This window comes from Rhizobium sp. NPDC090279 (genome assembly GCF_044769665.1).
In the GTDB taxonomy this organism is placed as follows: Bacteria; Pseudomonadota; Alphaproteobacteria; order Rhizobiales; family Rhizobiaceae; genus Rhizobium.
In genome coordinates this window covers 211203-237082 of the sequence record NZ_JBIVYI010000008.1, presented here as the reverse complement: position 1 = coordinate 237082, position 25880 = coordinate 211203, and the positions used below count along the sequence as shown (strand labels likewise).

The 25880-nt window shown below is 59.8% G+C and carries 24 protein-coding genes and 1 pseudogene; 14 read left to right on the top strand and 11 right to left on the bottom strand.

Annotation, left to right across the window (positions count from 1 at the left end; translation table 11 throughout):
* The first annotated feature begins 7 nt into the window (after positions 1 to 7).
* A pseudogene (locus ACIQWP_RS21055) lies at positions 8 to 792 on the top strand (SDR family oxidoreductase).
* A gap of 103 nt (positions 793 to 895) precedes the next feature.
* Here the strand turns inward: ACIQWP_RS21055 and ACIQWP_RS21050 are convergent.
* On the bottom strand, positions 896 to 1537 hold the full coding sequence (locus ACIQWP_RS21050; protein WP_402791580.1) for a Pr6Pr family membrane protein: 642 nt from the start codon (positions 1535 to 1537) through the stop codon (positions 896 to 898).
* 143 nt (positions 1538 to 1680) lie between these two features.
* Positions 1681 to 2895 carry a beta-ketoacyl-[acyl-carrier-protein] synthase family protein gene (locus ACIQWP_RS21045; protein WP_402791577.1) on the bottom strand — a complete coding sequence of 405 codons (1215 nt, stop codon included), beginning with the start codon at positions 2893 to 2895 and terminating at the stop codon, positions 1681 to 1683.
* 98 nt (positions 2896 to 2993) lie between these two features.
* Between ACIQWP_RS21045 and ACIQWP_RS21040 the strand changes: the two genes are divergently transcribed.
* Positions 2994 to 3278 carry an acyl carrier protein gene (locus ACIQWP_RS21040; protein WP_402791574.1) on the top strand — a complete coding sequence of 95 codons (285 nt, stop codon included), beginning with the start codon at positions 2994 to 2996 and terminating at the stop codon, positions 3276 to 3278.
* Between the two features lie 248 nt (positions 3279 to 3526).
* On the opposite strand, the gene ACIQWP_RS21035 is transcribed toward ACIQWP_RS21040, so the two are convergent.
* On the bottom strand, positions 3527 to 4831 hold the full coding sequence (locus ACIQWP_RS21035) for an Nramp family divalent metal transporter (RefSeq protein WP_402791571.1): 1305 nt from the start codon (positions 4829 to 4831) through the stop codon (positions 3527 to 3529).
* Positions 4832 to 5005: 174 nt separating this feature from the next.
* Here ACIQWP_RS21035 and ACIQWP_RS21030 point away from each other — a divergent pair, with 174 nt between their 5' ends.
* Genes ACIQWP_RS21030 through ACIQWP_RS21015 form a run of 4 tightly spaced genes read left to right on the top strand, consistent with a single transcriptional unit; the run spans position 5006 to position 8524 of the window.
* Positions 5006 to 5923 carry a metal ABC transporter substrate-binding protein gene (locus tag ACIQWP_RS21030; RefSeq protein ID WP_402791568.1) on the top strand — a complete coding sequence of 306 codons (918 nt, stop codon included), beginning with the start codon at positions 5006 to 5008 and terminating at the stop codon, positions 5921 to 5923.
* Entirely contained in the window at positions 5920 to 6828 is a 909-nt protein-coding gene (locus tag ACIQWP_RS21025) for a manganese/iron ABC transporter ATP-binding protein (RefSeq protein ID WP_402791565.1), read from the top strand. The genes ACIQWP_RS21030 and ACIQWP_RS21025 overlap by 4 nt, the downstream gene beginning before the upstream one ends.
* Complete coding sequence (gene sitC / locus ACIQWP_RS21020) at positions 6825 to 7682, top strand: iron/manganese ABC transporter permease subunit SitC (RefSeq protein ID WP_402791562.1); 858 nt, start codon at positions 6825 to 6827, stop codon at positions 7680 to 7682. The genes ACIQWP_RS21025 and sitC overlap by 4 nt, the downstream gene beginning before the upstream one ends.
* Complete coding sequence (locus tag ACIQWP_RS21015) at positions 7679 to 8524, top strand: metal ABC transporter permease (RefSeq protein WP_402791559.1); 846 nt, start codon at positions 7679 to 7681, stop codon at positions 8522 to 8524. Before sitC ends, ACIQWP_RS21015 begins: the two co-directional genes overlap by 4 nt.
* 182 nt (positions 8525 to 8706) lie before the next feature.
* Here ACIQWP_RS21015 and ACIQWP_RS21010 read toward each other — a convergent pair whose 3' ends face one another.
* From ACIQWP_RS21010 to ACIQWP_RS20985, 6 genes are all read right to left on the bottom strand, one after another.
* On the bottom strand, positions 8707 to 9147 hold the full coding sequence (locus ACIQWP_RS21010; protein WP_402791556.1) for a Fur family transcriptional regulator: 441 nt from the start codon (positions 9145 to 9147) through the stop codon (positions 8707 to 8709).
* A 151-nt stretch (positions 9148 to 9298) separates the two neighbouring features.
* Entirely contained in the window at positions 9299 to 10036 is a 738-nt protein-coding gene (locus ACIQWP_RS21005) for a tyrosine-protein phosphatase (RefSeq protein WP_402791553.1), read from the bottom strand.
* A complete protein-coding gene (locus ACIQWP_RS21000; protein WP_402791550.1) occupies positions 10036 to 10890 on the bottom strand; it encodes a carbohydrate ABC transporter permease in 855 nt (284 codons plus the stop codon). Before ACIQWP_RS21000 ends, ACIQWP_RS21005 begins: the two co-directional genes overlap by 1 nt.
* Positions 10880 to 11818 carry a carbohydrate ABC transporter permease gene (locus tag ACIQWP_RS20995; RefSeq protein ID WP_402791547.1) on the bottom strand — a complete coding sequence of 313 codons (939 nt, stop codon included), beginning with the start codon at positions 11816 to 11818 and terminating at the stop codon, positions 10880 to 10882. The genes ACIQWP_RS21000 and ACIQWP_RS20995 overlap by 11 nt, the downstream gene beginning before the upstream one ends.
* A 110-nt stretch (positions 11819 to 11928) precedes the next feature.
* Positions 11929 to 13236: an ABC transporter substrate-binding protein gene (locus ACIQWP_RS20990; protein ID WP_402791544.1), complete on the bottom strand. Its 1308-nt coding sequence runs from the start codon at positions 13234 to 13236 to the stop codon at positions 11929 to 11931.
* Between the two features lie 16 nt (positions 13237 to 13252).
* A complete protein-coding gene (locus tag ACIQWP_RS20985) occupies positions 13253 to 14125 on the bottom strand; it encodes a metallophosphoesterase (RefSeq protein WP_402791541.1) in 873 nt (290 codons plus the stop codon).
* A gap of 116 nt (positions 14126 to 14241) precedes the next feature.
* On the opposite strand from ACIQWP_RS20985, the gene ACIQWP_RS20980 reads away from it, so the two are divergent.
* Entirely contained in the window at positions 14242 to 14829 is a 588-nt protein-coding gene (locus ACIQWP_RS20980) for a TetR/AcrR family transcriptional regulator (RefSeq protein ID WP_402791538.1), read from the top strand.
* A 159-nt stretch (positions 14830 to 14988) separates the two neighbouring features.
* On the opposite strand, the gene ACIQWP_RS20975 is transcribed toward ACIQWP_RS20980, so the two are convergent.
* Positions 14989 to 16617: a thiamine pyrophosphate-binding protein gene (locus tag ACIQWP_RS20975; RefSeq protein WP_402791535.1), complete on the bottom strand. Its 1629-nt coding sequence runs from the start codon at positions 16615 to 16617 to the stop codon at positions 14989 to 14991.
* A 403-nt stretch (positions 16618 to 17020) separates the two neighbouring features.
* A complete protein-coding gene (locus ACIQWP_RS20970; RefSeq protein WP_402791532.1) occupies positions 17021 to 17353 on the bottom strand; it encodes a hypothetical protein in 333 nt (110 codons plus the stop codon).
* 320 nt (positions 17354 to 17673) lie between these two features.
* Here ACIQWP_RS20970 and ACIQWP_RS20965 point away from each other — a divergent pair, with 320 nt between their 5' ends.
* From ACIQWP_RS20965 to ACIQWP_RS20935, 7 genes are all read left to right on the top strand, one after another.
* Positions 17674 to 19161 carry a nucleobase:cation symporter-2 family protein gene (locus ACIQWP_RS20965; protein WP_402791529.1) on the top strand — a complete coding sequence of 496 codons (1488 nt, stop codon included), beginning with the start codon at positions 17674 to 17676 and terminating at the stop codon, positions 19159 to 19161.
* Positions 19162 to 19762: 601 nt separating this feature from the next.
* Positions 19763 to 20824, top strand: coding sequence for a porin (locus tag ACIQWP_RS20960; protein WP_402791526.1), 1062 nt, complete (start codon positions 19763 to 19765; stop codon positions 20822 to 20824).
* A 794-nt stretch (positions 20825 to 21618) separates the two neighbouring features.
* Positions 21619 to 22590 carry a citrulline utilization hydrolase CtlX gene (gene ctlX, locus ACIQWP_RS20955; protein WP_402791523.1) on the top strand — a complete coding sequence of 324 codons (972 nt, stop codon included), beginning with the start codon at positions 21619 to 21621 and terminating at the stop codon, positions 22588 to 22590.
* A 32-nt stretch (positions 22591 to 22622) separates the two neighbouring features.
* A complete protein-coding gene (locus ACIQWP_RS20950) occupies positions 22623 to 23426 on the top strand; it encodes a dimethylarginine dimethylaminohydrolase family protein (protein WP_402791520.1) in 804 nt (267 codons plus the stop codon).
* A gap of 30 nt (positions 23427 to 23456) precedes the next feature.
* The gene (locus ACIQWP_RS20945) at positions 23457 to 24257 is read left to right on the top strand and encodes a transporter substrate-binding domain-containing protein (protein ID WP_402791517.1); all 801 of its coding nucleotides are present in this window, start codon (positions 23457 to 23459) and stop codon (positions 24255 to 24257) included.
* 194 nt (positions 24258 to 24451) lie between these two features.
* Positions 24452 to 25165 carry an ABC transporter permease gene (locus tag ACIQWP_RS20940; RefSeq protein ID WP_402791515.1) on the top strand — a complete coding sequence of 238 codons (714 nt, stop codon included), beginning with the start codon at positions 24452 to 24454 and terminating at the stop codon, positions 25163 to 25165.
* Positions 25165 to 25866, top strand: coding sequence for an ABC transporter permease (locus ACIQWP_RS20935; protein ID WP_402791513.1), 702 nt, complete (start codon positions 25165 to 25167; stop codon positions 25864 to 25866). The genes ACIQWP_RS20940 and ACIQWP_RS20935 overlap by 1 nt, the downstream gene beginning before the upstream one ends.
* Positions 25867 to 25880 lie beyond the last annotated feature (14 nt).

Genomic DNA, 25880 nt, shown 5'->3' with positions numbered 1-25880 from the left:
GCATATTATGGATCTGGGGTTGAAGGGACGGCCTGCGCTGATACTCGGCGGCGGTGGCGGATTGGGCAAGGCTGCCGCGCTCGCGCTGGCGCGGGAAGGTGCGCCTGTTGTCATCGCCGACATCGATCCCGTCGCGGTCAAGGCGTCCGAACGGGTGATAGGCGATGCCGGCGGAACGGCACATGGGATCGTCTGGGACCTTTCCGACATCGCCTCCATCGACGCGCATGTCGCCGAGGCGGAGAAGCGTTTTGGGCCGCCGCTCATCCTCGTCAGCTTCACCGGGGGCCCGCCGCCCACTCCGGTTTCGGGCCAAAGCCCCGAGGCCTGGCGCAGCTTCTTCGACATGATGATCGTTTCGATCATCGCGACGGCCGATCGGCTCCTGCCGGGCATGCGGGCCGCAAATTGGGGCGGCTGGTCACGAGCACATCTTCGGGTGTCGTGGCTCCCATTCCCAATCTCGGCCTGTCGAATGCCCTCAGGCTGTCGCTCGTCGGCTGGTCGAAGACACTGGCGCGCGAAGTTGCCGCCGACGGCATTACGAGCAACATCATCGTCCCCGGCCGCATCGCCACGGACCGTATTCGCTTCCTCGATGAACAGAAGGCCAAGCGTGAGGGCCGCACCGTGGAAGCGGTAGCGGCGGAGAGTGTCGCCTCCATTCCCGTCGGCCGATATGGACGTCCGGAGGAGTATGCCGACACGATCGCCTTTCTCGCCAGCGACCGCGCCTCCTACATCACCGGCACCACGGTCAGGGTCGATGGCGGGCTGTTGCCAAGCCTGTAGTGGTTCGAACATGAGATGGCCGCGACCTCCAAGGGGGTCGCGGTTCGCTTCGATCCGCGAGAGATCGCATTCCCCCTGGCAACAGCATTGGGCGTCCTGCAGCCTATCCGCGTCGAAGGGCCCATTGCCTGGCGCCCACGCGATCGAGGAAAGCCAGCACTCCCCCGAGAACCAGGAAGGCGGAGGCGAGCAGCGCCATATTCAGCAGGACGGCTTCAAGACCAATATCGCCGACATTCAGAAATGGGTAAGGGTAGAAGCGAGAGACATACCCATGCACAAGGGTGTAGGCGGAGTAAGCTGCGGGAAAAGCCAGCCACCAGAGCGCATCGCGCCAGGAAAGCTTTCCGCGTTCGCTCAGAAAAATCCAGTCCAGGGCATAAAGCACCGGCACACAGTAGTGGAGTATCTGGTCACCGTGCAGTTGCCAACCGCGCGGATGCCATGCGTCTCTCAGCACCAGGACATAGACGATGCCTGCAACTCCGACGTAAATGAGAAGGGCGCTTCGTGTTGACGGCTTGTTCGCCCAGCGGCCGACGGCGGAGAACGGCGCGGTTTCCGCCCAGAGCAGTGCAAGAGCCAGCAGGAGATTGGACTGGATGGTGAAATAGCTGAAGAAATTCGCCGTCATCGTCAGCCGCGAGACATGCGCGCCGGGTATGATGGCGACATATGAGACGGCGATGCCCGATAGAGCCAGCAGGGCAAGCAGATAGCGGTAGATGCGGGTCACGCCGGCCATGAAATTCCTGCTATCGATTTTGAATGGATTGTACTTGCTGTCGGGCTCGTTGCTTGATTGATGCGCCGCGCATGTGGCGCGGCGTCACATCTCCATGCCTCCTGCAGATCTGGCATTTTCACCTGAACCAGTCTCCAATGGAGTTAGATGTCGTGGCGCGTGAAAGCCAGTACCGCATTCAATCCGCCGAAAGCAAAGGAATTGCTCAATGCCACGCGGATCGGCTTTGAGCGAGCCGTGTTGGGCACGACGTCGAGATCGCATTGCGGATCGCGTACGGTGAAATTGGCGGTCGGAGGTATTGTTTCGTTCCTGATAGCAAGAGCCGTGGCGATAGCCTCCAGCGCCCCGGCCGCGCCGAGCGTGTGGCCATGCACCGCCTTTGTCGAACTGACCGCAATCCGATCCGCCCGGCTGTCAAAAACCGTGCGTATGGCGCGGCATTCCATGGCATCGTTCGTCGGCGTGCCCGTACCATGCGCATTTATATAATCGACGGAGGCGGGCGCGAGCACGGCATCCTTGAGGGCCGACCGCATCGCCCTGACGGGTCCGTCCAGATGCGGTTGGGTGAGATGATGGGCATCGGCGGTCATGCCGAAACCAACGATTTCCGCATAGATTTTCGCGCCGCGCGCTAGAGCGGCATCAAGAGGCTCCAGCACCAGCATCGCGCCGGCCTCGCCGAGGTTCAGGCCTTGCCTGTCCTCGGAAAAGGGCCGGCAAGGCTCCGGGTCGACCACCTGCAGCGCGTCCCATGCCTTCAGATAGCCGAAGCTGAAAGGCGCTTCGCTACCCCCGGCGATGGCAAGATCGAGCGTGCCCTGACGCACCATCCAGAACGCCTGGCCGATCGCATGTGCCGAAGAGGCGCACGCGGTCGACAGCGTATAGGACGGTCCAGTCAGACCGAACTCCATCGAAATCGCAACGGTCGCGGCACAAGGCATGACTTTCGGAATGGTCACCGGGTTGACGAGCCGCGCCGCGCTACCATAGAGCCTCAGGAAGGAATTATCCTGCGTTGCCTGCCCGCCGATCGTCGAACCGGTCACGACGCCCGTGTTTTGCTTGAGCGTGTCGGTCCACTCTATTCCGGCGTCCCCTATCGCCTCGTGGGCGGCCGACAACGCCAATTGCGCGAAGCGATCGAGATAGCCTAGTTTCTTGCGATTGATCTGCTCGTCCGGCTGAAAGTCGCGCGCGACAGCGCCATGCCGGATATTGAGACGGGTTTCGTCGAACCCTTCCAGCGGGCCGAAGCAATGGCGCCCATCTCTCACCGCCCGCCAGAACGGGTCGATCCCATTGCCTGTTCCGGCGACGACGCCCAATCCGGTAATTGCTACTCTGCGCATCTTCCACTCCTTGGAGTCTCTACAACCAACATTTCAGCCCAGCTTAATCTTGCGATGGAATAACCGGCGTCCCGCAACCCAGTTTTGTGGAGAGACAAATGACTGAACCGCAAACACCTATCGCCAACAAGCTGCGCGACCTGATCGCGGATTTTCTCGGCGTTCCGCCTGCTGAATTGACACCGGAACGGAGACTGGAAGAATTCAACATCGACTCGTTCGATTTCATCGAAATTCTGTATCTCATTGAAGATAAGACGGGCCTTGAAATCCCCTCCAGTCCCACCGAACTCCGCGGCAAGATCGACTGTATCGGAGATATCTACCGTCTCGCAGAAGAATACTCGATTGCGGCAAATCGAAAGCAAGCGTCCAACGGTTGAAGAAATCCTTCGGTTACGAAGCAGGCACATCGGCGCACCGCCGCCATAGCGCGGCGAGCCGCTGCCCTGCCGTCCATCCTGCCCAGTGACGTGATGTCTTGAGCTGGCCTTCATGATGGGGCCGGAAAGCGGCTTGTGCCTTGAAAGCACCGAGGAGCCGATGAATTGCGCCCCTCCGACGACCAGAGGGACGCAATTGATTTCACAATGCCGTTACTAGGCGTAACCCGACAATGCCGGCTTCGGCTTTAGCCGAGCCCGGGGATCGGAATGCCGAACGTTTGGAGAAGCAGGACCACGTTCAAGCACAGGATGATGATCGTTCCGACGACCGCAGCGATATCGGTCAATCGGCCGTTTGCGAAATTCCCCATGATGGCGCGGTTGCGCGTGAACATGACGAGCGCGATCATCGGAACCGGCAGCGCGAAGGATAGGACGACCTGGCTGTAAAGCAATGCGTCGGTCGTGTTTGCGCCGAGCAGCACGACCACGAAGGCCGGCAGCATCGTCACGAGACGCCGCACCCAGATCGGGATATGGAATCCGACGAAGCCCTGCATGATCATCTGGCCCGCCATCGTGCCGACGGCCGACGACGAAATGCCCGAGGCCATGAGCGACACGAGGAAGACGGCTGCCGCAGCGCCGCCGAGGAGTGGCGTCAGCATATGATAGGCGGTCTCGATCTCGGCGACCTCCGGATGGCCGGCGTGAAAGGCGGCGGACGCCATGACCACCATGGCAATGTTGACCGCACCGGCCACCGCCAGCGCGATGATGCATTCCCAGTTCGAGAAACGCACCAGCTTGCGCCGCTCGGAATCATCGCGCGCCGGGGCGCGATGCTGGGTCAGGCCGGAATGCAGATAGACGGCATGCGGCATGACGGTCGCGCCGATGATGCCGACGGAGATCGTCAGCGCCGTCATATCGGGCATGGAGGGGGTGATCAGCCCCATGCCGACCTGTCCCCAGGCAACCGGCGCGATGAACATCTCGATAACGTAGCAAAGGCTGATGATCGCCACCAGTGCGCCGATGATGAGCTCCATCGGCCTGAAGCCGCGACCTTCGAAAAGCAGGACGCCGTAGGTGACGACGGCGGTCACCGCCATCCCCGCCAGAAGCGGCATCTGGAAGAGCAGCGACAGACCGATGGCGCCGCCGAGGAATTCGGCAAGGTCCGTTGCCATGGCGGCGACTTCACTGACGATCCACATCGCGATGCGAACCGGCGTCGAAAATTCATCGTGGCATATTTCAGCGAGATTACGGCCGGTGACGATGCCAAGCTTGGCCGACAGCGCCTGGAACAGCATCGCGATGAGGTTGGCCATAAGCACCACCCATAGCAGCGAATAGCCGTAGCTGGAGCCGGCCTGAATATTCGTCGCAAAGTTGCCGGGGTCCATATAGGCGATGGAAGCGATCATCGCGGGGCCGGCAAAAAGCAGCATCGAGCGGATGCCTCGCCGCTGTCCGGCAAGCACCTCGCGAATCTGCTCATCCGTCCGTTCCGACAATGTCGGCTGCCTTACCAATTCCGTCATCGCATTTCTCCAGCCTGGGGTCTGCTGCCGATTTTTACTTGCAACTCATTCTTAATTGCACGATATGGGAAATCACGCGGACGTCAACCCTTTTTGCAAATCATTATCAATTGCATGAAGGCCAAGATCGATCGCCAGATGCAAATAGGTCTTATTATCAATTAGGAGGTAGGTATGTTCGATGTGGTGAGACGGTCTGTCCTGGCCGGAATGGCAGGCGCATTTGCCGTCGCACTGGCAGCGGCCCCAGTCGCGGCTCAGGAAAAATTCAAGGCGATTACAACGTTCACCATTATCGCTGACATGGCGAAGAACGTTGCCGGCGATGCCGCGATCGTCGAATCCATCACCAAGCCTGGCGCGGAGATCCACGAATACCAGCCGACACCGGGTGATATTCAGCGGGCGCAAGGGGCAAAGCTCATTTTCTCGAACGGCCTCAATCTGGAACTCTGGTTCCAGAAATTCTATCGGCATCTCAAGGACGTTCCGGATGTCGTCGTCTCGACCGGCATAGTGCCGATGGGCATCGTCGAAGGCCCTTACGAAGGCAAGCCCAATCCGCATGCGTGGATGTCGCCCGCGAACGCGATCGTCTACGTCGACAATATCCGCGACGCCTTCGTCAAGTACGACCCGGGAAACGCGAGCACCTACAAGGCCAATGCCGAAGCCTATAAGGAAAAGATCAAGGCGACGATCGCCCCTATCCGCCAAACGCTTGACGGGATTCCGCAAGACAAGCGCTGGCTGGTATCGAGCGAAGGGGCATTCTCTTACCTGGCCCGTGATTTCGGCCTGAAGGAACTCTATCTCTGGCCGATCAATGCCGACCAGCAAGGCACGCCGCAGCAGGTGCGCAAGGTTGTCGATACCGTCAGGAAAAGCCGGATTCCCACCGTATTCAGCGAAAGCACGGTGTCGGACAAGCCGGCCCGGCAGGTGGCCCGCGAAACGGGTGCCCATTATGGCGGTGTGCTTTATGTTGATTCGCTGAGCGAAGCCGATGGCCCGGTGCCGACCTATCTCGACCTTCTGCGCGTGACCTCCGGGACACTCGCCAAGGGTCTGGCCGAAGGTCTGCCGCAATGAGCCCCTCCAACAATGGCTTTGACCCGTCCGCATCCGACGATGCGGGCTCCGGCATCACGGTCAGGGATGCCGCTGTCACCTATCGCAACGGGCATACGGCCCTTCGGGATACCAGCTTTCGCATTCCGAAAGGGACGATCGCCGCGCTGGTTGGGATAAACGGTTCGGGCAAGTCCACCCTGTTCAAGGCGATCATGGGTTTTGTCCGGCTCGCGAGGGGTGAAATCCGCGTGCTCGGCATGCCGATCCAGGATGCCCTGCGTAGAAACCTTGTCGCCTATGTGCCGCAGGCCGAGGAGGTCGACTGGAATTTTCCGGTTCTGGTCGAGGATGTCGTGATGATGGGGCGCTACGGCCACATGGGCATGATGCGCATTGCCAAGGCGGCGGATCACGAAGCCGTCGCAATCGCGCTTGCACGCGTCAACATGAGCCAGTTCCGCAAGCGGCAGATCGGAGAGCTTTCCGGCGGCCAGAAGAAGCGGGTTTTCCTCGCCCGCGCGCTGGCGCAGGACGGCCGCGTGATCCTCCTGGACGAGCCTTTCACTGGCGTCGACGTCAAGACCGAAGAGCAGATCATCAAGCTCCTCCGCGAGCTACGGGATGAAGGCCGCGTGATGCTGGTCTCGACCCACAATCTCGGCTCCGTGCCGGAGTTCTGTGACCGTACCATTCTCATCAAAGGTACGATCCTCGCCTATGGACCGACGGCCGACACGTTCACGCAGGAGAACCTGGAGAAAACCTTCGGCGGCGTGCTGCGCCATTTCGTGCTGAATGGAGCAAAAGACGGCGGGAAAGCGGCGGTGCATGTAGTGAGTGACGACGAACGCCCGCTAGTTCTCGAAGATGGAAGGGCTGCCGGCCGACGAGCTGAAGCCACCGCAGGAGATCGGGAACAATGACCGGCATCCTCGAACCCTTTGCCTATGAGTATATGCTGAACGCAATGTGGGTCTCCGCTCTTGTCGGCGGCGTTTGCGCCTTCCTGTCCTGCTACCTCATGCTGAAGGGCTGGTCGCTCATCGGCGACGCGCTTTCGCATGCGATCGTGCCGGGTGTCGCAGGTGCTTACATGCTCGGGCTCCCCTTCTCTCTCGGCGCCTTCTTCTCCGGCGGTCTGGCGGCCGCAGCGATGCTCTTTCTCAACCAGCGAACCAAGCTGAAGGAAGATGCCATCATCGGCCTGACCTTTTCCTCCTTCTTCGCCCTCGGCCTGTTCATGGTGTCGTTGAAGCCGATGGCCGTCAACATACAGACGATCGTTCTCGGCAACGTTCTCGCCATTACGCCCGGCGACACCCTGCAGCTCGCGATCATCGGCTTCGTCTCGCTCGCCATCCTGCTGGTCAAATGGAAGGACCTGATGGTGACTTTCTTCGACGAGAGCCATGCGCGCTCCATCGGGCTCAATCCGACCGCGCTGAAGTTGATGTTCTTCACGTTGCTCTCCGCCTCGACGGTCGCAGCCCTTCAAACGGTCGGCGCCTTTCTCGTCATCTGCATGGTGGTGACGCCCGGTGCAACGGCCTATCTGCTGACCGACCGCTTCCCGAGGTTATTGGTGATCGCCGTCGTCATCGGCTCGCTTACAAGCTTCGTCGGCGCCTATGCGAGCTACTTCCTCGACGGAGCAACCGGCGGCATCATCGTGGTGCTGCAAACGGCGATCTTCCTGATCGCATTTTTCTTCGCACCCAAGCATGGAATGCTGGCCGCCCGCCGGCGGGCGATGCAGGCGCTGGAGGAAGGGCGATGAGCTTGATCGACACCATCCTCTCCCCGATACAGTTCGACTTCATGGTCAATGCGCTGGCGATCTCGATGCTCGTTGCCGTGCCGATGGCGCTTCTCTCCTGCTTCCTGGTGCTGAAGGGCTGGTCGCTGATGGGCGACGCGATCAGTCACGCGGTCTTCCCCGGCGTGGTCGTGGCCTACATTGTCGGCATTCCGTTTGCCATTGGCGCATTCGCTGCCGGTATGTTTTGCGCCATCGCTACCGGCTTTCTAAAGGACAACAGCCGTATCAAGCAGGATACGGTGATGGGCGTCGTCTTCTCCGGCATGTTCGGCCTCGGCCTCGTCCTCTATGTCAAGGTCCGGTCCGAAGTGCATCTCGATCACATCCTGTTCGGCGACATGCTCGGCGTTTCCTGGCACGATATCGGAATGGCGGCCATCATCGCCGCGATCACGGCAGCAGTCATCGGTATCAAGTGGAAGGACTTCCTCCTGCATGCGTTCGATCCAGCCCAGGCGCGCGCTGTCGGCCTGCGGGTTAAGCTGCTGCATTATGGATTGCTGGCGCTGATCTCGCTGACCATTGTCGGAGCCCTGCAGGCGGTCGGCCTCATCCTCGCGGTTGCCATGTTGATCGCGCCGGGAGCCATCGCCTTTCTGCTTGCCCGCAGGTTCAGCACGATGCTCATTCTGGCAATGGTGATCGCGGTAATCGGCTCCTTTGCCGGTGTCTATCTGTCTTTCTTCATCGACAGCGCGCCTGCGCCGACCATCGTGCTTCTGCTAGCCGTGGCCTTCATCCTTGCCTTTGTGCGTGCCACCCGTAAAGCAGCATCGATTGAGGTAGGTGACGCGAGCTAGAGCATTTCCATTTCAAACGGAGTCACGGAAATGCTCCATCTCTCAGTTTTCACGCAATTCCGGACGCGGGACCGCTTCGCACTTGTGGCGGAATTGCTCTGAACCGCCCATAAGGAAGGGCAGCTGGGATACCGCCCCAGCGCATCTCGGGTTCTGAACCCGCAGATTCGCGAGGGATCTGATCACCCAAGATTTTTCCGCCCGCGCTTGCTTTTCAAGGGCCTGACATAGATTTCGAGCTTGTGACCAACAATCTCGAAGCCGTGCCTTCGCGCGATCTCCTCCTGGAGACGCTCGATCTCATCGGATCGGAATTCGGTGATCGTGCCCGTCTCCAGGTTGATCAGATGATCGTGATGCTCCTGATCGGCACTTTCGAAGCGTGCGGGGCCATTTCCAAAGGAATGGCGCTCGAGAATGCCATTCTCCTCAAGAATGCTCAGCGTCCGGTAAACGGTGGCGATGGCGATGCCGGGATCGATCGCCGTCACGCGGCGATGAATTTCGAGCGCATCCGGGTGATCCGACGCCTCGGACAGAACCTTGGCTATCGCCTGTCTTGGCCCCGTCAGGCGCAACCCCTTTTCCTTGCAGAGCCCAGCGATGTCTTTCTTTGCGTCCATCGACCCCAATACCCCCAGATGCCGCAGCCGACGTAATTATGCGACAATGCCGTACGCCCACTCAGGCGCATTGCCATCTGCTTTACAGATATCGACACATGCTCGCAACGACCCGCCACAGAGGCCTCAACAATCGCCTTGAGGCATACTGCTACAGCTTACCGAGAAGCCGCTCGCGAAGACGCATGACGGTTTCAGGCGGAAGGCCGGCCGAGGTGAGATAATCCGTCGCAGAACGGTATTCCTCTTCGATGAAAGCAATCGTCGCAGCCATGGTCGCGGGTTCGCAGGCAAGCAGCGGCCGGAACTTCTCGATATCAGCGCCTTGTGCGACGGCGCCTGCGATTATGTCCTCGATCATCGGCGCAATCAGGCGGCCGGTAAGCGAATAGTCGTCGAGAATGGTTGCCGTGTCGACGCCCACGATGGCAAGCAGCAGGGCCGCGATGATGCCGGTGCGATCCTTGCCAGCCGTGCAGTGAAAGAGCACAGTGCCTTCTCCGGCATCGGCGATCAGCGACATCACGGTGCAGATCGCTTCCCGACGTTCCTGCAGCGCCCGGATATAGAGATCGAGCAACGTGTCCGCATCCGGCCTGTAAGTCGGTGCCAGCGTGTCGAACAGCGAGATGTTGTGATAGCGCACGGCTTCGTTGCGGCTGAATGGGTTGGGCTGATGCGCCAGCTCGGTCGCGTTGCGCAGGTCGATTACAGTGGTCACGCCTGCCGCAACCAGCTCTGCCATGCCCTCCGCATTCAACCGATGCAGCCCGTCGGCGCGAAGGACCCGGCGCCAGAGCGTCGTTGCCGTGCCCGCCGGATAGCCGCCGAGGTCGCGCAGGTTATAGGTACCCTTGATGGGGAGGTGGCGCATGGTGTTGATGTTCATCAGCGTATTCCCGATTTCATGAATGAGGAGACGACCTGCCGCTGCAGGACGATATAGAGTAAAAAGACCGGCAGGCTAGCCATGGTTGCGGCCGCCATCAGCGGGCCCCAAAGGGTGCCTTCCGAGGTCATGAACATCTGGATGCCGATCTGGATCACGCTGTTTTCCGGTGTGCGGGAGAGAAGAAGAGGCCAGAAATATTCGTTCCATGTCGAAATGAAGATCAGAATGGCGAGCGAAGCGATCGTGCCGCGTAAATTCGGTGTAATCACCTCCCAGAGAATGCGCCAGCTACCGGCTCCGTCCATACGAGCGGCTTCCAAAACTTCGTTTGGAAAGCTGCGCATGGTCTGTAGCAGCAGCAGCACGGCGAGCGCCGAGGCGAAATGCGGCAGGATCAAAGCTGTGACGCTATCAAGCAGGCCGAGATTGACGACGATCAGATAGTTGGGGATCATCACCACCTGCAGCGGCACCAGCCAGGTGAGCGCGATCAGGATATGGACGATCCGGTCGCCGGGAAAGCGCCAGCGCGCGAAGGCATAGGCTGCCAAGAGCCCGGTGAGGAGCTGTATGACGGTGACGACCGCCGACACTATCAGGGTGTTCGCCAGCATCCGTACAATCGGGATCGCGTTGAGTGCGTAGATGTAGTTGTCGAGCGAGGCCGTTGTCGGCCAGAGGCTCTTCTCGAAGACGCGATTGGCCGGCCGCAGCGACGTTACGATCATCCAATAGACGGGGAACAGGCAGAAAAACGACAGGACGACCATGATCGCATGACCGGCGGTCCTTTCGATTCCAAGGATGACCGTGCGACGCCGGCGCGGTCGTGTGAGAACATCAGTTGTCATAGAAGGAAAACCTGTCGATCAACCGGAAAAGGACATAGGCCAGCGCGCCGAAGCCGATGAAAAGGACGACGGCGGCTGCCGAACTCCAGCCGACCGAAAGGCTTGAGAAGCCGAAATCCCAGAGAAGGTAGTAGATATTCGTCGTCGCGCCGAGCGGCCCACCGCCGGTCAGCACGTTGATATAGGAAAAGCTCCACTGCGCGCCGAGCAGGATGGTCATCATAATGAGAAACAGGACGGTCGAGCTGAGAAGCGGCAAGCGGATATCGCGGATAATCGCCCAGCGGCTGGCGCCGTCCATGCGGGCGGCCTCGATCAGAGAGGGATTGATATTAGCATTCGCCGCTGAGAGGATCAGCGTCGAAAAGCCGATCAGCTTCCAGCCGGTCAGCACGATGATCGTCCAGATGGCGATCTTCGGGTCCTGCAAGAAGCGCGGCGCCAGAATTCCCATCGTTTTCAAGGTAATCGCAACCATGCCGTGACCGGGGTCGAGCAGCCAGCGCCACAGCACGGCGGCGACGACGGGAGCGACGATCATCGGCACGAAGATCATCGCTCGGTAGATATTGCGCGAGCGCGCCGGCAGGTCGGCTGTGAAGATGGCGATCGCCAGCGGCAGGAGGACGGCGAGCGGCAGCAGGCCGACGACATAAATCCCGGTGTTGCGCAGCGCCTGCCAGAACTTCGGCAGCGAGAATATGTTGATGTAGTTGGTCCAGCCGACAAAGGTCATCGGCGAGGTCGCCAGCATGTTCCATTCGTAGAAGCTCAGCCGGAAGGCGTCGATCAGCGGCCAGTAGATCCAGAGGAGGAAGGTGGCGATGACCGGCGACAGGTAGAGCCACGGCAGATAGGTGCGCCTGCGGGTCTGGCGCGGCCGGCTCGTTGCGACCGACGATGCGGTGGAGGCGGTTATGGTGGTCATGGTGCGCTTGCCTGCCCGGTCTCTCGTGACGCTTCGCTGCGATTTCCAGGATGATGTGCGGCTCTGCGGGATCTCCTCCCGCCGTCAGACGGGAGGAGATCGTCATCAATTCAGTTGGTGCTCGCCGGCATCAGCGCCTGGGCGGTATCCTGCGCAGCCTTCAACGCTTCGGCGGGATCGCCGCCGCCGAAGACGGCCTGCTCGGCGCCGTCCATCATCGCCTTGGCGATCTGACGATAATTGGCGCCAGGGAAGGATTCCCAGGGTTCCAGCGCGTCCAGCTGCTTCAGGTTCGGCTGGACGAGCGGGTGTTCCTTGACCCAGTTGCCGAGATATTGCGGATCGTTGACGATATCGGTGCGCAGAGGCAGGTAGCCGATCTCTGATGTGATGACCGTATAGGCGTGCTTGGACGTCATGAATTTCATCAGTTCCCACGCCGCGCGCTGCTTGAGCGGATCGGCGCTCATGATGACAAGAGCGCTGCCGGAATTGTTGGGCCGCACGGGCTTGTCGCCGAACCGCGGCATCGTGGTGGCGCGCAGATCGAAGTTGCCGGTGGCACCCTTGACCAAATAGGCCTGGATGGCCGAGGTCTGCAGGTACATGCCGACCGTGCCGGCGGCCATGCCGTCCATCGCGGCATTGAGGTCGAGATTGGAATAGACGCCGGCCTTATAAAGGTCGTGCAGCATCGAGACCGCTTCGACGGCCGCCGGATCGGCGAAGGTCAGCTTCTTGCGGTCGGACGAAAGCACGTCGCCATTGTTGGAGCGGATCAGGCCCTGAAACAGCCAGTCGCCCGCCGACGGTCCGAAAATGCCGGTGGCAAGGCCATCCTGGCCGGTCTTGTCGACGATCGCCTTGGCGGCGACCTTTACCTCGGCCCAGGTCTGCGGCGGCTGGTCGGGATCAAGACCTGCCTTGCGGAAGAGGTCGGCATTGTAGAACAGGACCGGCGTCGAGAAGGTATAGGCAAGCCCATAGGTCTTGCCGTTATAGACGCCGAGCTTCAGGCCTTTCGGGGACATGCCTTCGAAATGGGTGCTGAGCTCTTCGGCCGGAACTACATCTTCGAGCGCGACGGCACCGAGATTGTTGACGAAAAAGTCGAGATCCGAAAACACCATCTGCGCGATATCCGGCCCGTGGCCGGCGGCAACGTCGGCCTGGATGCGGGTGCTGATATCGGAGGATGGGACCCCGACGCCATTGACCTTGACGTTGGGATTTGCGGCCTCGAATTCGGCGATCAGGCGCTTGGTAGCGGCAGCGCCGTTGCCCGTCGAGGCGAGATTGTAGTTATAGTAGTTGATGGTGACGGGCGCATCAACCTTGGCCGGGATCTGGCCGGCGAGCGCCGTCGACGCAAGCGTCGCCAAGGCGATGCCGGCGCAGAGAAACAATCTGCGTTTCATCTTGGAGATCTCCCGATCATTCGGCAGCGGCGAGCGCCGCCTGCTCTTCGTATTTCTTGAGGATTTCGGCCATGTCGGCGAAAGAGAAGCTGTGCAGTTCCCGGCGCTCTGAAGGCTGCGGCACGAAGGAAACCGTAAGGCCGGACGGACGTACCGTGCCGATCGCGAAGGATGCGCCCGACAGCATGCGCAGGCCCTCATGCAGATAAAGGACATCGGTCGCCGCATGCTGGCCGAGGCCGACGATGACAGGAATGCCGTACCAGTTGCTGACGCGATCGAAATGGATATGGCCGGAAAGAATGCCGATGATGTTATGGCCCTCAAGAAGAGCGCGCAGCTTTTCCGTGTCGGCGATGGCAAGTGATTCCCATTCGAGATCCGGATTGGCGTCAAGCGCCGGCGCGTGGTGCATGACCAGCAGCTTCGGCAAGTCTGGATGGTTGGCAAGCTCAGCCTCGAGCCAGGCAAATTGCGAGGCTTCGAAGCTGCCACCGATCTTGAAGGGATGGCTGGAATCCATGACGACGATGTGGACGCCGTCGATGACGGCCGCATGATCGTACGGGGCGCTGAAGTCTTCGGTGCGGTCGGTCATGGCCTTGTAGAAGCCGTCGCGCTTGTCGTGGTTGCCAAGCGCATAGAGTACGGGAATGCCGAGATCGGCCTCGCCCATGATGCGCTTCAACTCCTCATAGGAGCCGACATCGCCGCGATTGGTGAGATCGCCGCTCGCAATGATGAAATGCGGCGCCGGCGTCACCCGCTTGACGTCGGCGAGGATCGCAACCAGCGTCTTCGATGTCTCGGAGTAGAGGTGATCGTCTTCGACCGTCGGGTCGGAGATATGCAGATCAGTGAGGTGAACGAAGGTCGTATGGGCCGTCATGGCGTCGGTTCCTGTGTGTCGCGCGCTTTCCGGTGGATGCCTTGCAAAGGCGCTTGCGTGTTTGACGGCACATCGATACACACGAGACATGACAGGTGAATGAAGGTTCATTCAGAATGGAACTAGACCCCGCCCGGCGCGAACGCATCCTCGATGCCGCCGCCAAATTGATCGTCGAAAACGGCCTGCAATGTTCCATGGCCGCGATCGCGGATGCCGCCGGCGTGGCGACCGGTTCGATCTACAACTACTTCAGATCGAAGGACGACCTCATTCGCGGCGTCTATACGCGACTGGCTGCCATCATCACGGCAAATCTCGTTCCCACCCCCGCCGATCCAGGCGGGCCTCGCGAACGGATCATGCGCTACATCTACGATTATATCGATTTCATCTGGCGAGACCGGCAGCGCGCGCTGCTGTTCGAATATCTCTCCAATGTGCCGCTGATTTCGGGCGCCGAACTGAGCGCGACCTTCGACGAGGTGACGCAATATTCCATCGCTCTGATGCGCGAGGCGCAGGTGGCAGGCCTGCTGCTCGATCTTCCGCCGGCGACGATGTCCGGCTATATCGGCGGCGGCATCCGTAACACGCTCAAATGGCGCCGCTTCAATCCCGCTCCCCTGTCGGACGGCGAACGCGACGAAATCGCTCTCATGTCCTGGAACGCCATTGCGGCCTTGCCCGCAAGAGGATTATGAACTCCGCAGGGCACGACCGGGTGGCAGTCCCGCTACGGAGATCGACGCGCGAAGGATAGAGCTGCTGCCGCACTTAACAGTTCTTGGCAGTGTCACTCGATGGTTATCGCCATGTCGATCCTCGAACGCCACTGCCACTGGCGACCGCGCAAAAGATCGTCAGATACGCATCCGCGGCACATCGTTGGGATCGAGGCGCAGCTCGATCAACACCGGACGATTGCGGTTCCTGATCGCGTCCAGGGCGCTTTCAAGCTCACCAGCCGAGCTGACCGCGACGCCGTGTCCGCCGAGCGCAGTCGCAACCTCTGCGAAGGATGGCCAGTTGAACTGCGTGAGACCGGGGTCCATCTTTCGATCGCGAAACTGGATATGTTCCGCTCCGTAGGCGGAATCGTTGCAGACGATGACGATCAGGTCCTGACCGAGACGGACGGCGGTGTTGAACTCATTGACGCCGCTCATCATGAAGCCGCCATCCCCGGTGAAAAGCACCACCGGCCGATCCGGCGCCGCAACGCCGGCGCCAATCGCCTCCTGCAATCCGAGGCCGATCGAGCCGAAATTCGCCGTCACGACGAAGCTCTGTGGGTCGCTGACGGAAATCCGGCACCAGACTTCAGTCATGAAGCGCCCGCCGTCGGTCACAAGCACCCGGTTCTTCGGCAGGGCCTTTTCCAGCTCTTCAAGAGCCGAAATGTAATTCACATATCCCGCATTCGTCTTGTCGCGCTGGTCGCGTGGATGGGTGGTGAGCGAGGGTATATCCAGTTCGCGCGTAAAGCCGCTCGGCGGAATTTCCGCCGCGTCCAGCCAATGAACAAAATTGTCTGCCGTCAGGCCAGAATCCGCCACCAGAGCCGCATCGGGATGGATGTTCTTGCCGATGGCACGCGCATCCATGTCGATCTGGACGACGCGCTTGCCCTTCAACAGCGCCCCCTTGTCGGTGGTGAAATCATGCAATCCGGCACCGAAACAGATCAAGCAATCCGTCTTGGCAATCAGATCATAGGCGGCAGGTGTGCTGAGCGTGCCGAAAATATCCATGTTGTAGGGATGACCGCCGAAGAGCCCCTTTGCTTTCAAGGTCGTCGCAAGCGGCGCTTCCAGCCGGTCCGCCAGGCGGATAAGCTGATTGCGCGCGCCGCAAGCCCCGCCTCCGGCAAGGATGAGCGGACGCTTGGCCGAGGCGATCATGCCGATGGCCTTGTCCAGCGCATCGCCCTCCGGCACATATCCAGGGGCATCGAAGACTTCGAACACAGCCCGCTCATGCGCCTGCTCGCACCACATGAAATCGGCCGGCATGTTCAGCACGATCGGGCGCCGCTCGACCCGGGCGCGATAGAAGGCGCGGGCAACGTCCCGGGTTGCGGTCTCCGGCGACCGCATCTGCTCGAAGCCGGCGCCGGTTGCCTTGACGACCTCGCGCTGATCAATGCTTTGCAGGTGATGCGGGTTGGCGACCGGCGTATCGCCCGCCAGAAGTACGATAGGGATGGAGCCGCGGGCGCCTTCTGTGAGCGCGGTGACGCAATTGGTCAATGCCGGACCGTGGGTCACGCTCGCCACGCCCACCTTGCCGGACACATGGGCATAGGCGAGCGCCATCAGAACCGAACTTCCCTCATGCGCCGCCGGCACGAACCGGCCGCCGCATCCGCGCACATAGTGGTCGATCATGAACAGGTTCGCATCCCCCATCAGACCGAACATCGTGCCGACATCGTGATCGCATACCGCGCGCGCAATCGACTGGTAAACATAGAGCGCATTCTCGGTCATCTCGAGTATTTCCCCTCCCACGGCACAGTAGCCGAGCCAAATCATAGATGCTCAGAATATCAGCAAGAGCGCGCAAGAGGTGCGCAAGTTCCAGTCAATCGACCACCTATCTCGCATGATAATCGCCATAGCATGGAGCAATGCGCATTGATTGTGCATACTCGATCATGGAAATATTGGTGCGCCTCGCTCTTCGGCGTGATTTTAAACCACGATGCCGCAAGGCCCTTCGGTCACCGTCGAACGGAGGCTTCCCGAAATGGGTGAACGGAGATTGCAGGACGCTCACGCCCTCGGCCCCCGCCGGAGAGATACACGGGCTGCTTCACAGCGCGAGATATCGATGGGATCGGACGGGTTCCTTGCCGAAACTCAGCATTCTCTGACAAAAAAAGTCCGTTCTCTATCCGGGAAGATAGTGGCTCTCGCCAGCAAGTTTCTGCCTTGCATCGTCCAGCTTGTTATAGGCCGCCTGAATAATATCAATGTCGGCTGCGTGGCCGATCCCCGCCAATTTGTAAAGCACGTCGCCAACGGCTATATCCACGCGCGGCTTGTTCTTCGAATATACTTTCTCAATGATTGGCTGGATCGCATCTTCGATACCGCCGGCTGCAAAATAAAGCTCCAGCGCCCGATATAAGAACGCATCCCGGCGATCATTCAGATCCAGTAGAGACTCATCACCGACGCTCGAAGCCAGCAGCTTGACCGCCTTGTTTTGATATTCGCTCATTATACCCCACCCAAATCATTCTAAATGATACTCGAATCGAAAAATGGACTAAACATTTTTGCACCTATATTCTTTCCCGAGACTGAACCGACTTTGACAGCAGCCTCGATTGTACCGATACCAGCCGACATGAATTTCCCGTCAAATTTCGGCTGCGTCAGAGTCTTTCCTGCTTCCACCGGCGGGAGATTGTGCTCAGCCGAGCAAGATCGGCGGGCATGGCCTCGTGGTAAGGTGTTTCGCATTTTTCTATAAAGTCATGTGACGGCACACGCCCTAACGTGCGACGCTCGTTTGGAGGAAACGAGAAACGCAAAGGTATGGAGGAGATTACCTTGGCAGCAGCCACAGAGGAAAATACCGCACGCCCATCCCCCGAAGATGAAAAACTCAGCCTTGGCGCCAACCTGGCCTACGGCCTTCAACATGTTCTGACCATGTATGGCGGCATCGTCGCCGTTCCGCTGATCATCGGCCAGGCATCGGGCCTGACGCCGGCCGACGTCGGCCTGCTCGTGACGGCATCGCTGTTTGCCGGTGGTCTCGCGACCATCCTGCAGACGATCGGCATACCGTTCTTCGGCAGCCGCCTTCCCCTGGTACAGGGCGTATCCTTTTCCGGCGTCGCAACGATGATCGCCATTACCGGACATGGGGGCATCCAGTCCGTTCTCGGCGCGGTTATTGCGGCTTCGTTCATCGGGCTTCTGATCACGCCCATCTTTTCGCGCATCACGCGCTTCTTTCCGCCGATCGTCACCGGCATCGTCATTACCACCATCGGCCTCACGCTCATGCCGGTTGCGGCGGGCTGGGCCATGGGCGGCAACAGGGGCGCGCCGGATTTCGGCAGCCAGGCCAATATTCTGCTCGCGGCCGTAACGCTCATGATCGTCTTGCTTTTGAGCAAGCTCGGCAGCGCCGCTATATCGAGGCTCTCGATCCTGCTCGCCATCGTCATTGGCACAGGTATCGCCTACGCGGTTGGCCTGGCTGACTTCTCACGGGTGATGAACGGACCCTTCGTCGCCCTGCCGCAGATCTTCCATTTCGGCTACCCGGTGTTCGATACGGCGGCGATCATCTCGATGTGCATCGTCATCATGGTGACGCTGGTCGAAACCTCCGCGGATATCCTTGCTGTCAGCGAGATCGTCGGCACCAAAGTCGATGCGCGCCGTCTCGGCAATGGCCTGCGCGCCGATATGCTGTCCAGTATCCTCGCTCCCGTCGTTGGCTCCTTCACGCAGAGCGCCTTCGCGCAGAATGTGGGCCTCGTGGCCGTGACCGGCATCAAGAGCCGATTTGTCGTGGCGACTGGCGGCCTCTTTCTCGTCGCCCTGGGATTGCTGCCGGTCGTTGGCCGTATCGTCGCTGCCGTTCCAAGCTCCGTCCTCGGCGGAGCCGGTCTCGTCCTGTTCGGGACGGTCGCTGCCAGCGGCATCCGGACGCTCGCCAAGGTCGACTACGAGAACAACATGAATCTCATCATCGTGGCGACCTCGATCGGGTTCGGGATGATCCCGATCGCCTCACCGGGCTTCTACGAGCACTTTCCCGCATGGGTCGTCACCATCTTCCACTCCGGCATCAGCTCGGCAGCGTTGATGGCGATCACGCTGAACCTCCTGTTCAACCACCTGACGGCGGGCAACTCGGACCAGCAATCGGTCTTCGTGGCTGGAACGGAACGCCTGATCCGATATCAGGACGTTGCCGGCCTGCACGACGGCGACTATTTCCTGGGCGGCAAACTCTACGACGCCAATGGCGCGGAGGTGCCATTGATCCCGGCGGAAGCCCATTAAACGCAAGCATATCTGTTTCAGCGGCTTCAAAGCGTCTCGACGTTTTGGGGCCGCTTTTTTAAATCGGCCGCCGTTGTCCAAATTCGCAGATAAGTCCCCGCTGGGTCGCGCTTTGGGCGCGCCGTCAGGCAGCACTTCTACACGATCGCACATAGACCGGAAGGTCATAGGCACGGTTTGTCTTTGCCTTGGACAAGGCATCTGAACGACTTCGCGTAACACGGCACCGACCGATAGCGGTCGGCACAATGCGATTCCGTCGAGCGTCTTCCGCACATAATTTGTATTTAAAACTTAGTATATTCGCGGATTTTGCCAGCATTAGTATACATCTCGTATGTTTATTAAGTATATATCGCTAATATACTTTCTATACATACTAAGCTCGCGTTAGTTTCTGGTGTATTTTTGCATCTTTGACGTATTTATGAAGAGAAATACATAACAACTACAAATTATTCTATTCCGCTCTGCAAGTAGCCTCGATAGCTTGCCTGCACGAAAGTCTTTCGGGCTTTCGACAAGAGGGAACGGCCGAATTGATGAACGTGGTGGAAAGCCTCCGACTGCGTTCCGATCCGGCAAATCGATTGGAGCAAAAATGAATATCAAGAGCCTTCTTCTCGGCTCCGCTGCTGCGCTTGCAGTAGTATCCGGTGCTCACGCCGCCGACGCTGTCGTCGCCGCTGAGCCGGAGCCGCTGGAATACGTCCGTATCTGCGACGCATTCGGTGCTGGTTACTTCTTCATCCCGGGCAGCGAAACCTGCCTCAAGATCGGCGGCAAGGTTCGTACCGAAGGTCAGTGGTACGACCCCTACAACCCGAGCGCTCGTTTAGGCACCAAGTGGCACACCCGCGCTGAGCTGCAGCTGCAGACGGCAACCGACACAGAATACGGCGCGCTGAAGACCAACACCGAGCTGCGCTTCGACTGGAATGATGGCAGCACCACAGGCGTCAACTTCCTGCACGGCAGCATCAGCCTCGGCGGCTTCACGATTGGTAAGGAAGACTCTCAGTTCAACGTATTCACCGGCTATGCCGGCGACGTCATCAACGACGACGTGGTCTATGACGGCCCATACGAACTGAACCAGATCACCTACAACTACGATGCCGGCAACGGCTTCACGGCTGTGATCTCGGTCGAAGACACGAATTCCGGCAAGGGCGCAACCGGCTCTAACGGCGAAGACAGCTCGAACCACTACGCTCCGGACGTTGTAGCCGGTGCTGGCTTCAAGTCCGGCGCATGGGGCTTCAAGGTCGTCGGCGGCTACGACTCTATCGTCGAAGAAGGCGCCATCAAGGCTCGTATCGACGCTGACTTCGGTGTTTTCTCGGCCTTCTTGATGGGCGGCTGGAACACCGACGGCGACAAGCTCAACAAGTTTGCCGGTGCAAACGGCGCTGGCGCTGCCGCCAACATCGGCTGGGGCGACTGGGCTGTCTGGGGCGGCGCTAGCGTTCCGATCAACGAAAAGCTGAAGTGGAACTTCCAGCTCGCTTACACGGACTCGAAGATCTTCGCTGCTACCACGAACCTGAAGTTCAACCCGGTTAAGGGCCTGCTCATCGAGCCGGAAGTTTCCTACACCAACTGGGACTCCATCAACCAGGATCAGTGGGCCGGTATTCTCCGGTTCGAACGTACGTTCTAATCTGATCTGAACTTAGACCTCCGATCAGAGATGGAAGAAGACCTGGTTTCCCTCCAGGTCTTCTTTTACAATTTGGCGACGGCTGAGTTTTGGTAGCCACTCAAGTCGCACCGTCTGCGAACTCCAGCCATGCTACACCAGAACCGCAAGCACGCGCTTTGCGGGCGCATAGCTTTGAGACGATGGAAGTCTGTGCTCCTCGAAATAAAGTCGCGCCGTCACGGGTAATATGCGACTTCGCGTAGCGGACCACCTGCGACGCCTCTTGAGACTGATCCCTGCTCACTTCGCTGAATATCGCGCAACATGCAGGGCCACGCAACTGTCGCGCGACCGGCGCGGGTACCGCATTGTGATGCCATGCCCCCAGCCTCTTTCGTGACCGCGATCGCTCGCGAGATTTCCATCCATCCCTCGATCGAAGGGCGGTCCGCGACCATCGATGAGCCGACCGAGCGTGATCCCGCAGCGCACCCGTTGGAATAATCTCCGAACGACTTGTGCGGTGCGCGCTCCGACATTTGAAAGTCGACTTTAGTGCGCTTGGCTTAGAGTCTGACAATTTGCACAAAGTGAATGAGCAATATGCTGCATTTCCTGTAAGAATTTCTACAGTTCTGAAATTTCAACTGACGCTATGCCTTCCTACGCTGCCCCATCGAACTTCCTGGGGGAGCTGAAAACGTGGTTGAATATGTAGGCGGCGGCAATGTCGTTGAATTGGTCCGCAACATCGGCATCGAGGCACTGCCGGTCGGCCAGACGGCCTTGCGCTGCGGAGCACCGTCGAAGCGATGAGCAAGCTTTCCGTACAGGCGCCAAAATCCGTCGTGATGATCCGCCCGCATCACTTCACGCCGAATCCGATGACCGCAAAAGACAATTCGTTCCAGTCAAACGACGAGAAGCGGGCAGCGGCGGCAATTGCCAACACCGCCTTCGACGAGGTGACGCAGATGGCCGAAGGCCTGGCTTCCGCCGGCGTGACCGTGCACGTCTTTGAAGACAAGACCGTCGCGACGCCCGACTCGGTCTTTCCCAACAACTGGTTCTCCACGCATTCGGGTGGCCACGTCGCCATCTATCCGATGTACTCAGCAAGCCGTCAGTCCGAGCGGCGCAGCGATGTGATCGAGATGCTGAAGAACGATTATCGCGTTCAGGACGTCATCGACTATTCCGGTCTCGAAAAGGATCATGTCTATCTCGAGGGCACCGGCGCCATGGTGCTCGATCATATCGGCCGCGTCGCCTATGCCGTCCGCTCCAATCGCACCAATGAGGTCGCATTGGAACGTTTCTGCACGCATTTCAACTTCGAGCCGATGGTGTTCGACGCCGTCGATCGCAGCGGCAAGCCGATCTATCACACCAACGTCTTGATGTGCATCGGGACCGACTTTGCCTTGCTTGGATCGCAGATGATCCCGGATATCGGCCGCAGGCGGGAAATCATCGCACGGCTGGAGGAAACGGGGCGCAAGGTGATCGATCTTTCGATCGAGCAGATCGAGAATTTCGCCGGCAATGCCATAGAGCTCGATGGCCGAGACGGCAGGCTGGTCGTGCTGTCGGCCAGAGCCAACGCGGCACTGGATTCCGCGCAGATCGAGGCGATCGAACAGTCGGCGAGATTGCTTCCCTTCGATGTCTCGACCATCGAGCTTGCCGGCGGATCGGTCCGCTGCATGCTCGCCGGCATTCATCTTTCTCGCCGCGAGCCGGCTGTCACACAATTGCTTTACGCCGCCGGTCGAGCCGGATAGAGAAGCCGTCAAGAAAATAAAGGTACTTGGAAATGTCGCAAGCAAGATCAGTCTACCACTTCAATTCCGTCATCGTGCGCGAGCCCTCGCGCTCGGTCGTCAACGGCCTGCGCGCCGACGATCGCGGCAACCCGACCTATGACGGCGTCAAGGCCGAGCACGATGCCTATATCGCCGCAATGCGCGACGCCGGTGTCGAAGTGACGATCCTTCCGGCACTGGAAGTCTTCCCGGACTCGATCTTCGTCGAAGACCCCGCACTCGTCTTTACCGAAGGCGCAATCCTGCTTCGCCCCGGTGCGATCAGCCGCGTCGGCGAGACGGCCGAAATCACCCCGACGCTGCGCGACATGTTCGAAACCGTGCTCGACCTGCCGACCCCGGGCTTTGCCGATGGCGGCGACGTTCTGACGACGCCGAAGAGCGTCATGATCGGCCTTTCCGCACGCACCGACAAGGTTGGAGCGGAAGCTCTTTCCGCCTGCATCGCCAAGCTCGGACGCAAGGCAGAAATCGTGGCAACCCCCGAAGGCGTGCTGCATTTCAAGACCGATTGCTCGCTTCTCGACGACGAAAGCGTGCTCTCGACCGCCCGTCTCGCCCGCTCCGGCGTCTTCAAGGATTTCAAGCAGATCATCATTCCGGAAGGCGAAGAGCCGGCGGCCAATGCGCTGCGCGTCAACGACGTCGTCATGGTCGGCTCGGACTTCCCGCGCACGATCGAGATGCTCGACAAGCTTGGCTATAAGGTCGTGCCGATGAAGACCACCGAGATCGGCAAGATCGATGCGGGCCTATCCTGCATGTCGCTGCGCTGGTACCGCAACGGCCGCTAAACAATTTCAAAAATAAACTGGGAGGACAGCATGCACAGCTTCAAATCGAAAATCATTGCCGGTGTCGCGCTTCTATTGTCGACCGGCCTCGCTCATGCCGAGGACACCATCCGTCTCGGCATGACGCCCGAACCCTACATGCCGTTTACCGAGGTCAATGCATCTGGCGAATGGGAAGGTCTCGAAGCAGATCTCTCCCGCGCCGTCTGCGCAAAACTGCCGGTAAAGTGCGAAATCAAGCAAATGGCCTGGGATGGCCTCATCCCGTCCCTGAACGAGAAGAAGGTCGATTTCATCATCGGCGCCTTTTCGATCACCGATGACCGCCGCAAGGTCGTGGATTTCAGCACGCCTTACTATACGGAAGGCACCTCCTTCGTCGGCGCCAAGTCCGACAGCGCCAAGATCGCCACGGTCGATGCGCCCGACGGTTCGGGCAAGATCATCGATCCGTCGATCGTGTCGGGCAAGATCATCGGCGTGCAGACCTCCAGCGTCCAGGCCGCCTATGTCGCGAAATACCTGAAGGGCGCCGAAGCCAAGAGCTACGACACCGCCGACAACTCCGTTGCCGACCTCGTTGCCGGCCGCGTCGACTATGTCCTGATCCCGGATCTCTACATCCAGACGTTCCTGAAGACAGCTGCCGGCGCCGACTACGAAGTCAAGCTCACAGTGCCGAAGAACACCACCCTTGGCGAAGGTGTCGCCTATGCCATCCGCAAGGGTGATGCCGATACGCTTGCCAAGGTCAACACGGCTCTTGCCGAACTCGACAAGGACGGCACGACGAAAAAGCTCGTCGACAAGTGGATCTTCGACAAGAAGTAATCGCGTGATACCGGGCGTGGCCTCGGCCGCGCCCGGACGTCGCGCCGGCTTGCCCGGCTGCTTCCGTCGAATATCACTTCTACGGCTTCATTGCAGCTTCGCAGGCCAGACGGCGCCTGATCCCGCATTCCGGCAACACCAAGGGCCATCCGGCTGACCGCCACAAGCAAAGCCGGATCGAGCAGGTAGAACGCATGGACACATATTGGCAATTGCTCGGCTGGGGGCCGCAAGGCTGGGGCGCAAATTTTGCCTGGGGTCTGCTGATGACCCTCCAGGTATCGATCATCTCCTACATGGTCGCGGTGATTTTCGGCTTCCTCGGAGCTGCCGGCAAGCTTTCGCAGCGTCGGTCGCTTCGCTTTATCGCCGGCCTTTACACGACCGTCGTGCGCTCGTTGCCGGAATTGCTGGTCATCCTCCTACTCTACTTCTCCGTCGCCAGTGGCGCCGAGCGCTTCCTGAAATATGCCGGCCTCGTCGATGCGGGCTTCCAGTTCAGCCCGTTCTGGGCGGCGATCATCGCACTCGCCTTCGTCTCCGGCGCCTTCATGACCGAGGTTCTCCGGTCGGCCTATCTTGCGGTGCCGCCCGGCCAGATCGAGGCGGCGGTGTCGATCGGCATGCGGCCGCGCAAGATCCTGACCCGCATCGTGCTGCCGCAGATGATGCGTCATGCCGTGCCCGGAATGGGCAATCTCTGGCTGTCCATCACCAAGGAGAGCGCCATCATCTCGGTGCTCGGCTCGTTTAGCGAGCTGCTCTACACGGGCTACCGCGCCGCTGCGAGCACCAAGCAGTACATTCTCTTCTACGGCCTGACCGCTCTGCTCTTCCTGCTCATCACCCTGGTTTCCGTTTTCATCATCAGCCGCATCGAAAACCACCTGAACCGGGGGCACCGCTGATGGAAACGATCACCAACGTCATTTCCTTTCTGCCCGCCCTCATCAAGGCGATGCCGCTGACGCTGCTGTTGACCGCAACGGCCGGCATCTTCGGCCTCGTGATCGGCACGCTGGCGGCGCTCGCCCGCCTGTCGAAGCACAGGCTGCTCGCCTGGCCGGCTTTCGCCTTCACCTTCGCCTTCCGAGGCACGCCTTTGCTGGTGCAGATCTATCTGATCTACTACGGCCTCGGTCAGGTGCTCCCCGGCACCTGGGTCCGCCACAGTTTCCTCTGGCCCTATCTGCGTGATGGCCTCTGGTATGCGATCGCCGCACTCAGCCTGAACCAGGCCTCTTACAATGCCGAGGTCATCCGCGGCGCGATCCAGGCGATCCCGCGCGGCCAGATCGAGGCGGCGCTTTCGGTCGGCATGAGACCCTGGACCATCCTTCGTCGCGTGACCCTGCCGCAGGCATTCCGCCATTGCATGCCGGTTCTGACGAGCGATCTCATCATTCTGCTAAAGACGACGTCGCTCGCCTCGACGATCACCGTTCTGGAAGTGATGGGAACGGCCCGCATGCTGCAACGCCAGTCGCTGCTGATCTTCGAGCCGCTGATCGCTGCCGGCATCATCTATTTCGCCGTGGTCTTCATCCTGACCCGGATCATGAACGTCGTCGAGTTCCGCATGACGCGCTATCGCGCGGCTCGGGTGTGAGCTTGAAAGCCTCG

Coding starts and splice junctions, on each gene's coding strand:
- ACIQWP_RS21015 (WP_402791559.1), top strand. CDS start 7,679: ATGAGCTTGATCGACACCATCCTCTCCCCGATACAGTTCGACTTCATG.
- ACIQWP_RS21050 (WP_402791580.1), bottom strand. CDS start 1,537: ATGGCCGGCGTGACCCGCATCTACCGCTATCTGCTTGCCCTGCTGGCT.
- ACIQWP_RS20960 (WP_402791526.1), top strand. CDS start 19,763: ATGAATATCAAGAGCCTTCTTCTCGGCTCCGCTGCTGCGCTTGCAGTA.
- ctlX (WP_402791523.1), top strand. CDS start 21,619: ATGAGCAAGCTTTCCGTACAGGCGCCAAAATCCGTCGTGATGATCCGC.
- ACIQWP_RS21000 (WP_402791550.1), bottom strand. CDS start 10,890: ATGACAACTGATGTTCTCACACGACCGCGCCGGCGTCGCACGGTCATC.
- ACIQWP_RS21045 (WP_402791577.1), bottom strand. CDS start 2,895: ATGCGCAGAGTAGCAATTACCGGATTGGGCGTCGTCGCCGGAACAGGC.
- ACIQWP_RS20985 (WP_402791541.1), bottom strand. CDS start 14,125: ATGACGGCCCATACGACCTTCGTTCACCTCACTGATCTGCATATCTCC.
- ACIQWP_RS21010 (WP_402791556.1), bottom strand. CDS start 9,147: ATGGACGCAAAGAAAGACATCGCTGGGCTCTGCAAGGAAAAGGGGTTG.
- ACIQWP_RS21025 (WP_402791565.1), top strand. CDS start 5,920: ATGAGCCCCTCCAACAATGGCTTTGACCCGTCCGCATCCGACGATGCG.
- ACIQWP_RS20995 (WP_402791547.1), bottom strand. CDS start 11,818: ATGACCACCATAACCGCCTCCACCGCATCGTCGGTCGCAACGAGCCGG.
- ACIQWP_RS20945 (WP_402791517.1), top strand. CDS start 23,457: ATGCACAGCTTCAAATCGAAAATCATTGCCGGTGTCGCGCTTCTATTG.
- sitC (WP_402791562.1), top strand. CDS start 6,825: ATGACCGGCATCCTCGAACCCTTTGCCTATGAGTATATGCTGAACGCA.
- ACIQWP_RS20980 (WP_402791538.1), top strand. CDS start 14,242: ATGGAACTAGACCCCGCCCGGCGCGAACGCATCCTCGATGCCGCCGCC.
- ACIQWP_RS21035 (WP_402791571.1), bottom strand. CDS start 4,831: ATGACGGAATTGGTAAGGCAGCCGACATTGTCGGAACGGACGGATGAG.
- ACIQWP_RS20935 (WP_402791513.1), top strand. CDS start 25,165: ATGGAAACGATCACCAACGTCATTTCCTTTCTGCCCGCCCTCATCAAG.
- ACIQWP_RS21040 (WP_402791574.1), top strand. CDS start 2,994: ATGACTGAACCGCAAACACCTATCGCCAACAAGCTGCGCGACCTGATC.
- ACIQWP_RS20970 (WP_402791532.1), bottom strand. CDS start 17,353: ATGAGCGAATATCAAAACAAGGCGGTCAAGCTGCTGGCTTCGAGCGTC.
- ACIQWP_RS21030 (WP_402791568.1), top strand. CDS start 5,006: ATGTTCGATGTGGTGAGACGGTCTGTCCTGGCCGGAATGGCAGGCGCA.
- ACIQWP_RS20940 (WP_402791515.1), top strand. CDS start 24,452: ATGGACACATATTGGCAATTGCTCGGCTGGGGGCCGCAAGGCTGGGGC.
- ACIQWP_RS21005 (WP_402791553.1), bottom strand. CDS start 10,036: ATGAACATCAACACCATGCGCCACCTCCCCATCAAGGGTACCTATAAC.
- ACIQWP_RS20950 (WP_402791520.1), top strand. CDS start 22,623: ATGTCGCAAGCAAGATCAGTCTACCACTTCAATTCCGTCATCGTGCGC.
- ACIQWP_RS20975 (WP_402791535.1), bottom strand. CDS start 16,617: ATGACCGAGAATGCGCTCTATGTTTACCAGTCGATTGCGCGCGCGGTA.
- ACIQWP_RS20965 (WP_402791529.1), top strand. CDS start 17,674: ATGGAGGAGATTACCTTGGCAGCAGCCACAGAGGAAAATACCGCACGC.
- ACIQWP_RS20990 (WP_402791544.1), bottom strand. CDS start 13,236: ATGAAACGCAGATTGTTTCTCTGCGCCGGCATCGCCTTGGCGACGCTT.